This is a genomic window from Streptomyces sp. SAI-127 (assembly GCF_029894425.1).
Classification (GTDB): Bacteria; Actinomycetota; Actinomycetes; order Streptomycetales; family Streptomycetaceae; genus Streptomyces.
In genome coordinates this window covers 9773855-9787464 of record NZ_JARXYJ010000001.1, presented here as the reverse complement: position 1 = coordinate 9787464, position 13610 = coordinate 9773855, and the positions used below count along the sequence as shown (strand labels likewise).

The window sequence follows — 13610 nt, the reverse complement described above, 5'->3', positions numbered from 1 at the left end:
GCAAGCTGGAGAGGTGGCCCGTGTCCCCTTGCCCGGCAGGTGGCAGGAGCGGTTGGGAGGATCGAGATGACGGCGATGGCGCATCTGCCCGAGGTGGTCTCACCCGAGGAGTGGCTCCGCGCCCGCAAGGAGCTGCTGGCGGAGGAGAAGGAGGTCACCCGGGCGCGCGACCGGGTCAACGCCGCCCGGCGGCGGCTGCCGATGGTCCGCGTCGAGAAGCCGTACGTCTTCGAAGGTCCGCACGGCGACGTGAGCCTGCTCGAACTCTTCGAGGGCCGGGCCCAGTTGGTCGTACATCACTTCATGTGGACCTTCGACCTCGACGCCGACGGCACCGAGCACCCCCGCGACACCGGCTGCCCCAGCTGTTCCTCCGCGGCCGACCAGATCGGCAACCTGCGGCAACTCCATGCCCGCAACACCTCGCTGGCCGCGGTGACGAGGGCGCCGTACGCGAAACTCGCCGCGTACCGCGAGCGGATGGGCTGGTCGTTCCCCTGGTACTCCTCGGCGGGCGGCGACTTCAACTACGACTTCCACGCGACCGTCGACGAACGGGTCGCACCGGTACAGATCTTCCACCGCTCCGAGGCCGAGCTCGCCGACGCCGGGATGCCCTGGTCGCCGAGCATGCGCGGCGACTGGCCGGGGATGAGCGCCTTCCTGCGGGTCGGCGACGAGGTCTTCCACACGTACTCCACCTTCGGCCGGGGCATTGAGGAGTTCCACAACGGCTATCCCTACCTCGACCTCACCGCCCTCGGCCGTCAGGAGGCGTGGGAGGAGCCGAAGGGCCGCGCGACCCCGCTCGGGCTCCAGGTCGGCGGTCCGGCGATGCGGATTCCCGACGAGTACGACTGAGCTGACGGGTACGGCTGAGCTGACGAGCACGGCTGAGCACCGATGACTATCGCGTCCGCGCCAGGTCTGTCTCCTGTACGGCTCCCGCAGAACGGATGTGATCACCGTGCCGAACAGTTCCGCCCACGCCAAGGTCAACGGCCTGGAGATGTACTACGAGACTCACGGCGACGCCCCTGAGGGGACCCGTCCGCTGGTGCTGCTGCACGGCGGCGGGCAGACGGTCGGTCTGGCCTTCTCCGCCGTACTGCCCGCCCTGGCCGCCGACCGGTATGTCGTGGCGCCCGAGCTGCAGGGGCACGGCCACACCGCCGACACAGACCGTGAGCTGACGGTGCCGGATCTGGCGTCGGACGTGGTGGCGCTGCTCGACGAACTCGGTGTCCAGCAGGCCGACTTCCTCGGGTTCAGCCTGGGCGGTCTGACCGCTCTGGAGATCGCCGTCAGGCACCCGGAGTGCGTCGGACGGCTCGCGCTCGCCGCCACCATGTACACCCAGGACGGGGTCCACGAGGAGGTCCGCGTCCCGGACTACAGCTCGCCCCGGCTGCCCAGCCAGGCCGACTTCCAGGAGATGGCCGACACGTACGCGGCCGTCGCACCCTACCCCGAGCACTTCCAGGACTTCCTCGCCAAGGTCTCGGCGGCGGCGCACGCCCCGCTGCCATGGGCCGCAGACGACCTGCGCGGACTGCGGGCGCCCACGCTGCTGCTCGTCGGTGACCGCGACTTCGTACGGGTGGAGCACGCGGCGGAGATGCAACGCCTGATCCCCGAGGCGCAGTTGGCGGTCCTGCCGGCCACCACGCACATGTCCCTCATGCGGCGGACATCTCTGCTGCTGCCGCTGCTGGACGAGTTCTTCACGTGACCGGACCGGACAGGGGCCCGGGGGCGGCGGGAGGCGGGAGGCGGCAGAAGGGGCTTACTCGAAGCCCCCATTGCTCTTCAGCAGCTGCCCGTTGATCCACTGGCCCTCCCGTGAGCACAGGAAGTCGACCAGGTGGGCGGTGTCCTGCGGGGTGCCGAGGCGGCCGAGCGGGGTGGCGCCGATGCAGTGCGCGCGAACCTCCTCGGTCATCCAACCGGTGTCGACGGGGCCGGGGTTGATGGCGTTGGCGGTCACGCCGAGATGGGCGAGTTCGTGGGCGGCGGCCAGCGTGATGCGGTCCATGGCGCCCTTGCTCGCCCCGTAGGGCAGGTTGCCGACGGTGTGGTCGCTGGTGAGGCTGACGATCCGGCCGGTGCCCTTCTCCGCGGTGAAGCGGCGGCCGAACTCCCGGATGAGCAGCCAGGTCGCGCGCGTGTTGACGGCGAAGTGCCGGTCGAAGCTCTCGACGGTGGTGTCGAGCAGGCCGGAGTCGACCGACTCGCAGTGGCTCATCACCAGCGCGGTGACGGGCCCCAGCCGCCGCTGAGCCTCGTCGAAGACCCGGGCCGGTGTGTCGGGGTCGGCGAGGTCCGCCTCGATGGCGGCGGTGGCCACGCCCCGCTCGGACAGGCTCGCCTCGATCGCCTCGGTCGCGCCGGGCTCGCCGCCCGAGGCCATGCGGGCGTCGTACGGGTTCCAGTAGGTGAAAGCGATGTCCCAACCCGAGCCGGCCAGCCGTTGCGCGATCCCGGCGCCGATACCGACCGTGCGGCCCACGCCGGTGATCAGAGCGAGAGGGCGGGCGGTGGAGAGAAATCCTGTTGTCACGGGACGGGATCGTTCACGAGCGACCCCCGGCGCAGCAAGCGCTTTTCCCGACCGCAGACGCGTCCCTGCTCCTGCCGAGGACCTGACATCCGTTCAACTCTGGCACAGCAGCAGCCCCCAGGAGGCCGCTTGGCTGAAACCCGCCTCATTGTGACTTAAGTTCAACCGCGCTATTCGAGAGTTCTCCTCTTACCACCGGTAATGCCTTGCTTTACCTGATCCCCTGCCGTAACCCTTCGACGACAACCAGCCAAGACTCTGGGGGGAGTTGGCTTATGGAAGGCACGGTTGACGGGTTCCGCTATGGTGCGGTGACCCCGGTGGCCGCCTACTTAATGGCGTGCCTGGGAGGGGCTCTGGGGCTGCGCTGCATCGTGCGCACCCTGCTCAGTAATCAGTCGTGGAAGGCCGGCTGGCTGGCGCTCGGTGCCGCCTCGATCGGCTGCGGCATCTGGACGATGCACTTCATCGCCATGATCGGTTTCCAGGTCGTGGAGACCCGGATCCGCTACGACGCCGGGCTCACGGTCCTCAGTCTCGCCGTGGCCATCGTCGTCGTGGGCATCGGCGTGTTCATCGTCGGCTATCGCGGCGCCAGCACCCTGAACCTGTCCTTCGCGGGTGTCATCACCGGGCTCGGCGTGGCGGCCATGCACTACCTCGGTATGGCGGCGCTGCACCTCAACGGGACGATCCGGTACGACGCCACCGCCGTCGCGCTCTCCGTGGTCATCGCGATCGTCGCGGCGACCGCGGCACTGTGGGCGGCCGTCACCATCCGGGGCTTCATGACGAGCCTCGGGGCCAGCCTGATCATGGGGGTCGCCGTGACGGGGATGCACTACACGGGGATGTCCGCGGTCAGTGTCCATGTGCACAGCAGGACCGGCGGCTCGTGGGCGGGTGATTCGCCCACCTCGCTACTGCTGCCCATGCTCCTGGGACCGGTGATCTTTCTGCTTCTGGCCGGAGTGGTGGTCATGTTCGACCCGCTCCTGGTGCTCGGCGACGGTGACTGGAACCGCTCGTCCGCCTCGACGGAGAGCAACACCCCGCAGCCCGACTCGCTCTTCGAGAACGAGGAGGACAGGGTGGTCCACGCCCGCGCACCGCAGGATCCGCAGTGGGCGGCACCGCACAGTTCGCAGAGGTGAGATTCACCCCCCTGGAGTCCCCACGGATCCGGTGATGGCCTGGAAGGGGGAGTGCCGTACGGCACTCCCCCTTCCAGGCCGGATCTAGATCGTTGTTACGGTGCACCGGTGTCTGACTCCTCACGCGATACCGCCGAAGGCGCCGGCTGGGGCTCTGCCCAACTCGGCGAGTACAAGCGGCTGATGCCGTCCAAGGTCGAGAAGATCTCGTGGCTGAACCCGAAGACGCTGTGGGCCGCCCGCAACGGCGTGGTCGCCTCCTGGTTCGGGGACCCGACGGGCCGTACCCGAAGCCGCTGGGTGGCCCAGCGCGCGGCGGCCGGCGCACCCGCCGACAAGCTGATCCGGCGCGAGGACCCCGAACGGTTCTCGTTCATGGTCGTCGGCGACACCGGCGAGGGCGACGATCCCCAGTACGCCGTCGTGCCAGGGTTTCTGAAGATCAGTCAGGGCACCCGGTTCGCGGTGGTCGCCAGTGACGTGATCTACCCGGTGGGCAGCGCGGACGACTACGGCACCAAGTTCTTCCGGCCGTACCAGGACTATCCGGCGCCGATCTACGCGATACCCGGCAACCACGACTGGTACGAGGACCTCGGCGCCTTCATGCGCGTCTTCTGCGACGACGCCCCGCCCCTCGATCCCGAGCCCGCGCCTCGCCCCCTGACCCGCGCCTGGCTGCGCTCCCTGCTGTGGCACCGACCGCGCACGGACGACGGCCAACGTCTCGACGAGGCACGCCGGTTGCGTGCGGCACAGGCTCAGCGGACCGTCCAGCCGGGTCCGTACTGGGCCGTCGACGCCGGCCCGCTGCGCATCATCGGCATAGACACCGGGCTGCTCGGCACCATCGACGCCGAACAGGGCGCCTGGCTGCGCGAGGTCTCGCGGGGCCCGCGCCCCAAGATCCTCATCACGGGCTCACCCCTGTACGTGGACGGCGAGCACCACCCCTGCGCCATCGAGGGCGGCGGCACGGTCGACGACATCGTGCGCGCCCCGGAGCACCACTACGTCGCGGCGATAGGCGGCGACATCCACAACTACCAGCGCTACCCGGTCGACGTGGACGGCCGCACCATCCAGTACGTCGTCTCGGGCGGCGGCGGCGCGTTCATGCACGCCACCCACACCATCCCGCACATCTCGATCGCGAACGTCACCGAGAAGGACTTCCGCTGCTATCCACTGCGCGGCGACTCCCTGGCCTTCTACAGCAGGCTCTACGGCCGCCGGCTGCACCTGCGCCGCTTCTTCACCCTCACCGAGGCCGAGGCCACCGCGGTGATCGCCGAGCGGCTCGGCATCCCGCCCACGCGTCTCCCGGGCAAGCCGGCGCGCGTGACATTCCGTACTCGCCTGGTCGCCAGTCTCCTGGGCGCGGGCGGCCGCCCGGACCGCACCTCGCGGTTCCGCCTCCCGGTGCGCAAGATCTACACGCAGCTGTTCTCGCCCAGCTCGGCGACGTACAGCCCGCCGTTCTTCAAGTGCTTCCTGCGCCTGGACGTCACCCCGGAGGCGGTGCGTCTGCGCTGCTTCGCGGCCACCGGCAACCTCGCCCAGGAGATCGACCCGCCGGTCGAGGACGAGGTGACGATTCCCTTGCCCCGATCTTGACCCGAAGGGCCCGGCGATCGGGAACATCATGCGGGACGGGCGGGTTGGCACTGCCGTACTACTTGATACATCAAACAACCCGGAGGAGCCCGTGCCGTCGTCCCCCCGCCCTCTGCGCAAACTGGGCTTCCTGACCATCGGCCTGTTCGACGAGGCGGATCCGCGGCGCGGCCACGAGTCCACACTGGAGATCATCGAGCTGGGTGAGCGTCTCGGCTTCGACAGCGCATGGCTGCGCCACCGGCATCTCCAGTACGGCATCTCGTCCCCCGTGGCCGTCATGGCGGCAGCCTCGCAGCGCACCAGCCGCATCGAGCTCGGCACGGCCGTGATCCCGCTCGGCTGGGAGAACCCGCTGCGGCTGGCCGAGGACCTGGCGACGGTGGACATCCTGTCCGGCGGCCGGATCAACCCGGGCGTGAGCGTGGGCCCGCCGATGCACTTCGACGAGGTCAAGGGGGCGCTGTACCCGGACACGGCCGACACCGAGGACTTCTCCTACGAGCGGGTGCGGCGGCTGCTGGACTTCGTGCGCGGCAAGCCGGCCAGCGACTTCAGCGGGGTGCAGGGCTTCGAGGTGTTCTCCGACCGGGTGCAGCCGCACTCCCCCGGCCTCGGCCGACGGCTCTGGTACGGCGGCGGCAGCCTGAGTTCCGCACGCTGGGCCGGTGAGCACGGCATGAACTTCCTGACCAGCAGCGTCGTCAAGGCGGAGGGCACCGAGGGCCCGTACGACTTCGCTCAGATCCAGCTCTCGCACATCCGTGCCTTCCGCGCCGCCCACCCGGACGGCGCGGACGCCCGGGTGTCCCAGGGGCTCGTCGTCATCCCCACCGACTCGGCCTCGCAGGAGCAGCGCGCGAAGTACGAGGCGTACGCGGCGAAACGCACCCCTCGGACCACGTCACCGCAGGGCCCCGCACGGTTGATGTTCGCGCCGGACATCGTCGGCACGTCGGAGGAAATCGCCGAACGGCTGCACGCGCACGCCGCGTTCCGTGAGGTCGACGAGGTGGCGTTCGCGCTGCCGTTCACCTTCGAGCACGAGGACTATGTGCAGATCCTCACCGACATGGCGACGAAACTGGGGCCGACGCTGGGGTGGCGACCGGGCACGTAGGCCTGGCCAGGGGCCAGGCGGGGCCGTGAGGCGAGGGCTCACGGCACCAACAGCACAGGCGTGCCCCCGAGTCGACCCGACCGGCGCCGCGCTGTGGTGCCGTCACCAGCGACCCACCTCGGTCCCGGTGATCGCCTCCGACGGCTTCCCGTCCGGCCCCACCGGCACATCCCCCACCAGCATCACCCGGTGCATGGTCCGGGGGAAACCGAGGTGGGCGTTGTCGCCAGGGGCCAGGTGGATGGTGGCCCGGTTGTCCCAGAAGGCCACGCTGCCCGGCTCCCAGCGGAAGCGGACCGTGTACTCGGGCCGGACCGCCTGTTCGAGGAGCATGTCGAGGATCGCCCGGCTCTCGGCCCGTGAGAGGCCGGCGATCTGCTCGACGTAGTAGCCGTTGACGTAGAGGATCCGCTCCCCCGACTCGGGGTGCACGCGCACCAGCGGGTGGAGCGAGGCGACCTGGTGGTCCAGCAGGTGGCGGACGTAGGCGTCATCGCCCGGGCGGGGCTGGTAGCCGACACCGAGCCGGTGCTCCACACGCAGGCCGTCCACGAACTCCCGCACCGGCGCGGACAGTCCGGCGTAGGCGGCCGCGAGGTTGGACCAGGTGGTGTCGCCGCCGTACGGCGGAACCGTCTCGGCGCGCAGGATGGTCGCCGCGGGCGGGTCGATACGGGCGCCGTGGTCGCAGTGCCAGCCGCGCAGCAGCGTGTGCCGCCGACGCTGCAGCCACTCCTCGTGCTCCATGCCGAACTTCCCGCCCAGTTCCAGGCGGTCGGCGGTCGTCTCGATCTCCCCGAAGTCCGCAGGCGAGGCGCTGCCGCGCCTGCCCAGGACGACGGGCTCCCCGAACCTGCGGGCGAAGGCCACATGGCCGGCGTGGTCGAGCTTCTGTCCGCGGAAGAACACCACCTTCCAGCGCAGCACCGCCGCCCGGATCGCGGCGACCACGGAGTCGTCGAGATCGCCGCCCAGATCGACCCCCGTGATCTCGGCTCCGATGTGCCCGGCCACCGGGTTCACCTCGATGCCCGAGTCCCACTCCGCAGCGCCCGTGTCCGTCGTCATGCCTGCTCCGTTGATCGCCGTCATGTGTCCGAAGTCCGCACCCTCCGGGGCACGTCACCCATGGTTGACTGCCCAGCGTGACCGTACCCTCAACTCCCCACGAGCCCAGCGCCTTCGTACGGCGCCTGCAGGCGGGTGAACAGCTGCCCCTGCCCGCCGACTCGGTTGCCGACTGGGAGACCTTCCCCTTCGAAGGCGAGCTCCGGGTCAGGCCCTTGCAGCCCCCCGTCCTCCCCGAGCCCGCCCGCTCCGGCGAGAGCGGCCCCGAGGAGTGCCCCACCTGCCGCAAGCCCGTGACGGAAGCCCTCTGGGCGACGACCACTGGCGGCTCGACGCGGTCGGCACCGAATCCCGCCTCCCGGCGGTGGTGATGCTGCGACCGCGCGGCCACTACGACCTGACCGACCTGCCCGCCGAACGCGCGGCCGAGCTCGGCCCCCTGCTCCAGCGGGCGGAGCGAGCGGTGCGCAGCCTCGACGGCGTCGCCCGCGTCCATGTCAACCGGTGGGGCGACGGAGCCGCGCACCTGCACTTCTGGCTGCTCGCCCGGCCCGCGGGGCTGATGCAGCTGCGGGGGACCTTCCTTCCGGTCTGGGAAGAACTCCTGCCGGCTCTCCCGGACGAGGAACGCCGAGAGGCCCACCGGCGGATCGCCGCAGCCCTCGCCGCTGAGGGCGGCACGGCCCACACCGGCCCCTGACGTGGGGCACCCGGATCCCGCCGACCGCGCCGTCCGCTGTCCTCGTCCGCGCCCGTCCGGTTGATCATTGCCCGCCCTGTCCGTGAGGCTGGGGGGACGACACAGTCAAGGGAAGGTCCGGACGTGATCAGCATCCCGACGCACACGCTCAACGACGGTACGAAGATCCCCGCCCTCGGTCTGGGCACCTGGCCGATGGACGACGCCGAGGCGGAGCGGGCGGTCGCCACGGCCCTGGAGAGCGGCTACCGGCTCCTCGACACGGCGACGAACTACCGCAACGAGACCGGTGTCGGCCGTGGCGTGGCCGCCGGCGGCGTCCCGCGCGAGGAGATCCTCGTGACGACGAAGCTGCCCGGCCGACATCACGGCCACGAGGAGACCCTGGCCTCCTTCGAGGAGTCCCGCGCCCGTCTCGGCCTGGAGTACGTGGACCTGTATCTGATCCACTGGCCGCTGCCCCGCGTCGACAAGTACGTCGACTCGTGGAAGGCCATGATCAAGCTCCGCGAGGACGGCCTCGTACGGTCGATCGGGGTCTCCAACTTCACGCCCTCGCACATCGAGCGGCTGGAGAAGGAGACCGGGGTCCTGCCGTCCGTCAACCAGATCGAGCTGCACCCCTTGTTCCCGCAGGACGAGCTGCGCGCCTTCCACGCCGACAAGGGCATCGTGACCGAGAGCTGGAGTCCGCTGGGCCGGGGTTCGGACCTCCTGGACGACCCGGCCGTGGCCGGCGTCGCCGAGGCGCACGGTGTCACGCCCGGCCAGGTGATCCTGCGCTGGCACATCCAGCTCGGCGCCCTGCCGATCCCGAAGTCCGGCGACCCCGAGCGGCAGCGCACGAACCTCGACGTGTTCGGCTTCGAGCTGAGCGAGGCCGAGGTGGCGGCGATCGCCGACCGTGCGCAACGGCGCCTCGGCGGGGACCCGGAGGTGCACGAGGAGTTCTGAACCGCGGGAGGGGTTGGTAACTGTTGGCCGCGGAGTGTGCATGAGGTCGAGTCAGCTCGATCGTGTGATCGGGGCCCCTGCTCCACCGGAGTGATGGTTCAGGGCCTCCCCGTCGCCTCTGGCCGTGCCCACCTGGCCAGGTCGCTCAGAGAACTGGCCTCCCGGGCTCGGACCACGCACAGGATGCGTGTCGCCGCCCCGGGGGCGAGTACGCCGGGGATCTGGGGGTACCTCCCACGCCTTTAAGGCAGTGGGGGAGCGCTCAAGACCGTTCGGGGCGTGCGGCTGGATGGGGGCTCGCTCCTGCTCAGTCTTCAGGAACGGTACCCGGGGCGCGTGAGCCGCGGGACTACCACGGCAAGCGGGACTTCGCACGCACCGGTGGGCCCCAGGGCCGGGAGGGGCCCACCGGTGCGAAGCCGCGGTTCGTCGTGCGGATCCATGACGCGAGCGCCCTGCACTCACCGGGGCACGGCACGCCCGATCCGCGCCGGGCACGCTCGGTCCGGACCGGCCGGACCCTGGCCAGGTTGCCGCCGAGGAGAACTGAGCCGGACGATCCACCGAATTTCGCCCCAACTGGCCTTCTGTGCCTCTATGTTCGCAGCGACGTTCACCGCGACACGTCGTCGCCCAGAACACGAGCCAGGAGGCCTTCCGTATGCGCATCGCGCTCCGTACCGCCATATCCGGCGCGGTCGTCACCGCCACCGTCTTCGCCGGCGGCACCGCACAGGCGACCCCGCCCGGCCCCGGAGTGACCGGCACGCTGATCGCCCAGAAGACCGTGGGCGACACCGACTACGTCGTCAGAGAGATCACCGTCCCGCCGGGCCAGGCGACCGGCTGGCACTACCACGACGGCCTCGTCTACGGGTACGTCAAGCAGGGCACCCTCAGCCACTACCACGCCGACTGCGCCAGTGACGGCGTCTATCCGCAGGGCACCGTGGTGCGCGAGCCGGGCGGCCCGAGCGACGTCCACCTCGGCCGCAACGAAGGGTCCACCCCGCTCGTCCTGGAGGTGCTGTACGTGCTCCCGCACGGCTCGCCGTACTCGCGGGACGTGCCGAACCCCGGCTGCTCCTTCGAGTGAGCGAAGTGATCAGAAGTCGGGCGGTTCCAGCGACTGCTCGGCCCAGATCGTCTTTCCGCTGCCGGTCTGCCGGCTCCCCCAGCGCTGGGTGAGCTGAGCGACCAGCAGCAGCCCGCGGCCGCCCTCGTCGAAGGCGTGGGCGCGCCGCAGGTGCGGTGAGGTGGAACTGCCGTCGGAGACCTCGCAGATGAGGGTGCGGTCACGGATCAGCCGTAGCTGGATGGGCGGTTCGCCGTAGCGGATGGCGTTGGTGACCAGCTCGCTGACGACGAGTTCGGTGACGAAGGAGGCCTCCTCCAGTCCCCAGACGGCGAGTTGCTCGGTGGCGGCCTGCCGTGTGATGGCCACGTGCGCGGGGTCGGGCTCGACGCCCCAGGTGGCGACCCGGTCCGCGCCGAGAACCCGGGTGCGGGCCAGCAGCAGGGCCACGTCGTCACCGGGCTCCTCGGGCAGTACGGCCTTCAGGACGGTGTCGCACAGCTCGTCGAGGGTGTCCGTCTTCGCGGTGAGCGCACGGCACAGTTCGTCGGTGGCGTGGTCGACGTCGCGGTCCCGGTCCTCGGTCAGACCGTCGGTGTAGAGGGCGACCACGGCCCCTTCGGGCAGTTCGATCTCCGTGGCCTCGAAGGGCAGGCCGCCGACGCCGAGCGGGGGCCCCGTGCTCAGGGGGACGAGGCGCGCCGTGCCGTCGGGCAGGACGAGGGCGGGTGGCGGGTGACCGGCGGCGGCCGCGGTGAGGCGGCGCGAGACGGGGTCGTAGACGGCGTAGAGGCAGGTGGCGCCGAGTTCGGCGACCTCGCCCCCCTCGTCGGGGCGGTCGTCGGATGCGAGGTGGGTGACGAGGTCGTCGAGGTGGGTGAGGAGTTCGTCGGGCGGCAGGTCGACGTCGGCGAGGGTGCGCACGGCCGTGCACAGGCGGCCCATGGTCGCCGAGGAGGGGATGCCGTGGCCGACCACATCGCCGACGACCAGGGCGACGCGGCTGCCGGAGAGCGGAATGACGTCGAACCAGTCGCCGCCGATGCCGGCCAGCGAGCCGGAGGGCAGATAGCGGTGGGCGACCTCGACCGCGGCCTGTCCGGGCAGGCCGCGCGGCAGGAGGCTGTTCTGCAGGGCCAGTGCGGTGGTGCGTTCGCGGGCGAAACGGCGGGCGTTGTCGACACATACGGCGGCCCGGCTGGCGAGTTCCTCGCCGAGGACGGCGTCGTCGTCCCCGAAGTCGTCGGGGTGGGCGATGCGGACGGCGACCGCGACGCCCAGGGTGGTGCCGCGGGCCTTGAGCGGCACGGCGAGCACGGAGTGGACGCCCTTGCGGTACGAGCGGCCGGCCGGGGCGCGGGCGTTGCGCTCGGCGACCCAGCGCATGAAGTCGGGCTCGCCGGCCTGGCTGAGGGCCGCCCGCCCCTCCCGCAGGGCCCGCGCGGGCGGCGAGGAGGCAGGGTAGACGTCCGTCTCGCCGAGGCGGACGGCGGCCTCGGGGGTGCCCTCGTGGCCGGAGCGGTGGGCGACGCGGCGCAGGAGGATGTCGCCCTCCAGCGCGGTCGGCGGCTCGTCCGCGCCGAGCACCCAGTCGAGGAGGTCCACGCTCGCGAAGTCGGCGTACCGGGGCACGAGGAGTTCGACGAGTTCCTCGGCGGTGCGCACCACGTCCAGGGTGGTGCCGATGGCTGCCGCGGCCTCGTTGAGCAGGGCCAGCCGTCGGCGGGCCCAGTACTGCTCGCTGTTGTCGAACGCGGCCAGGGCGACACCGGTGAGTTCCTCGGAGCCTTCCTCTCGCACGGGCCACATCTCGATGGTCCAGGCGTGGTCCCGGTTGAGGGCGGGCGCGCCGGTGAAGCTCTCGTAGCGGACCGCTCTGCCGGTCTCGGCGACCTGGCGCAGGCTTGCCAGGAATCCGCGGCTGTGTTCGGCGTCCTCCACGGTGTCCGAGAAGAACCGGCCGAGCAGGGCTTCCTCCGGCACCCCCATGACCCGGCAGGCCACGTCGTTGAGGCGCAGGTACTGCTGACGGGTGTCGAAGATCGACATCGACATGACCGCCTGCTGGAACGCCTGTCCGGCCAGGGTCGGCTCGGCGGAGCCGGACGGCCGGGCGGTGATCACGTATCCGGCGGGGGTGCCGTTCCCGCCCAGGACGGGGCACGCCTCCACGAAGCGCGTGAGAGAGGAGCCGTCGCGGTGCCGCAGTACGACGGTCCCCTTCAGCGCCGCCACGGCCGGTCCCGGCGGGTCCTCGGCGAGCAGCTCCCGTGCCGCCCGCCCCACGACCTCGTCGGCCGTGCGTCCCGTCAGCCGCCGGGCACCCTCGCTCCACCCCGTCACCATGCCCGAGGCATCGGTGGTCGCCGTAGCGGAGACGTGCTCCATATCGTCCAGGATGGTCCCTTTGCCGGACCGCATCAACCGAAACGGTGCAACCGGGCCCCGCCCGTCACTGCCGGTGTGCGCGCAGGGCTTCGAGGGCGCGGTCGGCGTGGGTGTTCATGCGCAGTTCGCTGCGGACGACCTCCAGCACCGTACGGTCCTGGGCGATGACGAAGGTGACGCGTTTGGTGGGCGCCAGGGAGAAGCCTCGCTTGACGCCGAAGAGCTCGCGTATCTTGCCGTCGACGTCGGACAGCAGGGGCATGCCGAGGGTGTGCTGTCCGGCGAACTCCTGCTGGCGTTCGACGGTGTCGCCGCTGATGCCCACCGGCCGGGCGCCGGCCGCGGCGAACTCGGCGGCGAGGTCGCGGAAGTGGCAGGCCTCCGCGGTGCAGCCGGCGGTCAGCGCGGCGGGGTAGAAGAAGAGGACGACCGGGCCGTCGGCGAGCAGCTCGGACAGCTTGCGGCTGGTGCCGGTCTCGTCCGGGAGCTCGAAGTCCTCGACGGTGTCGCCGGTCTCGATCGCCTTGCTCATGCCTGGCCCTTCCCGTTCTTCGCGATGCTGCGTGCCCACAGCACGAGCGGCAGTTGCAGCGGCAGCCGTCCGAGGGCCGCCGCCTTCAGCGGTGCGGGACGGTCACGCCAGTCGGCGGCCATCTTGACGTTGGCGGGGAACACCCCGACGAAGAAGGCGGCCGTGGCGAGCGCGGCGGTCCGCCGGGTCTTCGGCAGCACCAGGCCGGCAGCGAGCGCGAGCTCCACGGCACCGCTCGCGTAGGTCCAGGTCCGGGGCCTGCCGGGCAGGGCCCGCGGGATGGTGGCGTCGTACGGACGTGGTGCGGCGAAGTGGGTGACGCCCGCGGTGGCCAGCAGGCCGGCGAGCAGCAGGGGCGAGCGTGGGGACCGTGACACGGTTCCTCCTCCTGGGGGCTGCCGCGCACATTACTGGATGGTACAAACACCTCGCGCAGCGGCCT

Annotated in this window: 14 protein-coding genes; 9 read left to right on the top strand and 5 right to left on the bottom strand. The window is 71.0% G+C overall.

Annotated elements, in window-relative coordinates:
- Positions 1-66 precede the first annotated feature (66 nt).
- Entirely contained in the window at positions 67-861 is a 795-nt protein-coding gene (locus tag M2157_RS44850) for a DUF899 domain-containing protein (protein ID WP_280868071.1), read from the top strand.
- A gap of 106 nt (positions 862-967) precedes the next feature.
- Entirely contained in the window at positions 968-1732 is a 765-nt protein-coding gene (locus M2157_RS44845) for an alpha/beta hydrolase (protein ID WP_280868070.1), read from the top strand.
- Positions 1733-1786: 54 nt separating this feature from the next.
- Here the strand turns inward: M2157_RS44845 and M2157_RS44840 are convergent, their stop codons facing one another.
- Complete coding sequence (locus tag M2157_RS44840; RefSeq protein ID WP_280868069.1) at positions 1787-2560, bottom strand: SDR family oxidoreductase; 774 nt, start codon at positions 2558-2560, stop codon at positions 1787-1789.
- 275 nt (positions 2561-2835) lie between these two features.
- On the opposite strand from M2157_RS44840, the gene M2157_RS44835 reads away from it, so the two are divergent.
- The 3 genes from M2157_RS44835 to M2157_RS44825 all read left to right on the top strand — a co-directional run bounded on the left by M2157_RS44835 (position 2836) and on the right by M2157_RS44825 (position 6451).
- Positions 2836-3714: an MHYT domain-containing protein gene (locus M2157_RS44835; protein WP_280868068.1), complete on the top strand. Its 879-nt coding sequence runs from the start codon at positions 2836-2838 to the stop codon at positions 3712-3714.
- Between the two features lie 108 nt (positions 3715-3822).
- Positions 3823-5331, top strand: a complete 1509-nt coding sequence (locus M2157_RS44830; protein WP_280868067.1) for a metallophosphoesterase — start codon at positions 3823-3825, stop codon at positions 5329-5331.
- Positions 5332-5422: 91 nt separating this feature from the next.
- Positions 5423-6451 (top strand): LLM class flavin-dependent oxidoreductase, encoded by a 1029-nt coding sequence (locus M2157_RS44825; RefSeq protein ID WP_280855393.1) that lies wholly within the window; start codon positions 5423-5425, stop codon positions 6449-6451.
- Between the two features lie 102 nt (positions 6452-6553).
- Here the strand turns inward: M2157_RS44825 and M2157_RS44820 are convergent, their stop codons facing one another.
- Positions 6554-7519, bottom strand: a complete 966-nt coding sequence (locus M2157_RS44820; protein WP_280868066.1) for a TauD/TfdA family dioxygenase — start codon at positions 7517-7519, stop codon at positions 6554-6556.
- Between the two features lie 77 nt (positions 7520-7596).
- Between M2157_RS44820 and M2157_RS44815 the strand changes: the two genes are divergently transcribed.
- The 4 genes from M2157_RS44815 (at position 7597) to M2157_RS44800 (ending at position 10269) form a co-directional block, all read left to right on the top strand.
- A complete protein-coding gene (locus tag M2157_RS44815; protein ID WP_280868065.1) occupies positions 7597-7890 on the top strand; it encodes a hypothetical protein in 294 nt (97 codons plus the stop codon).
- Positions 7884-8219: a hypothetical protein gene (locus M2157_RS44810; RefSeq protein ID WP_280868064.1), complete on the top strand. Its 336-nt coding sequence runs from the start codon at positions 7884-7886 to the stop codon at positions 8217-8219. The genes M2157_RS44815 and M2157_RS44810 overlap by 7 nt, the downstream gene beginning before the upstream one ends.
- A 123-nt stretch (positions 8220-8342) precedes the next feature.
- The gene (locus M2157_RS44805) at positions 8343-9173 is read left to right on the top strand and encodes an aldo/keto reductase (protein WP_280868063.1); all 831 of its coding nucleotides are present in this window, start codon (positions 8343-8345) and stop codon (positions 9171-9173) included.
- Positions 9174-9834: 661 nt separating this feature from the next.
- A complete protein-coding gene (locus M2157_RS44800) occupies positions 9835-10269 on the top strand; it encodes a cupin domain-containing protein (protein WP_280855397.1) in 435 nt (144 codons plus the stop codon).
- 9 nt (positions 10270-10278) lie between these two features.
- Here M2157_RS44800 and M2157_RS44795 read toward each other — a convergent pair whose 3' ends face one another.
- The 3 genes from M2157_RS44795 to M2157_RS44785 form a co-directional block, all read right to left on the bottom strand.
- On the bottom strand, positions 10279-12636 hold the full coding sequence (locus M2157_RS44795; protein ID WP_280868062.1) for a SpoIIE family protein phosphatase: 2358 nt from the start codon (positions 12634-12636) through the stop codon (positions 10279-10281).
- Positions 12637-12700: 64 nt separating this feature from the next.
- Positions 12701-13168: a peroxiredoxin gene (locus M2157_RS44790; RefSeq protein WP_280855399.1), complete on the bottom strand. Its 468-nt coding sequence runs from the start codon at positions 13166-13168 to the stop codon at positions 12701-12703.
- Positions 13165-13545, bottom strand: coding sequence for a DoxX family protein (locus tag M2157_RS44785; protein ID WP_280855400.1), 381 nt, complete (start codon positions 13543-13545; stop codon positions 13165-13167). Before M2157_RS44785 ends, M2157_RS44790 begins: the two co-directional genes overlap by 4 nt.
- Positions 13546-13610: the final 65 nt, after the last annotated feature.

Bases quoted from the DNA above. Each gene is read 5' to 3' on its own strand.
- M2157_RS44850 (WP_280868071.1), top strand. From the start codon at position 67: ATGACGGCGATGGCGCATCTGCCCGAGGTGGTCTCACCCGAGGAGTGG.
- M2157_RS44835 (WP_280868068.1), top strand. From the start codon at position 2,836: ATGGAAGGCACGGTTGACGGGTTCCGCTATGGTGCGGTGACCCCGGTG.
- M2157_RS44820 (WP_280868066.1), bottom strand. From the start codon at position 7,519: ATGACGACGGACACGGGCGCTGCGGAGTGGGACTCGGGCATCGAGGTG.
- M2157_RS44800 (WP_280855397.1), top strand. From the start codon at position 9,835: ATGCGCATCGCGCTCCGTACCGCCATATCCGGCGCGGTCGTCACCGCC.
- M2157_RS44795 (WP_280868062.1), bottom strand. From the start codon at position 12,636: ATGGAGCACGTCTCCGCTACGGCGACCACCGATGCCTCGGGCATGGTG.
- M2157_RS44790 (WP_280855399.1), bottom strand. From the start codon at position 13,168: ATGAGCAAGGCGATCGAGACCGGCGACACCGTCGAGGACTTCGAGCTC.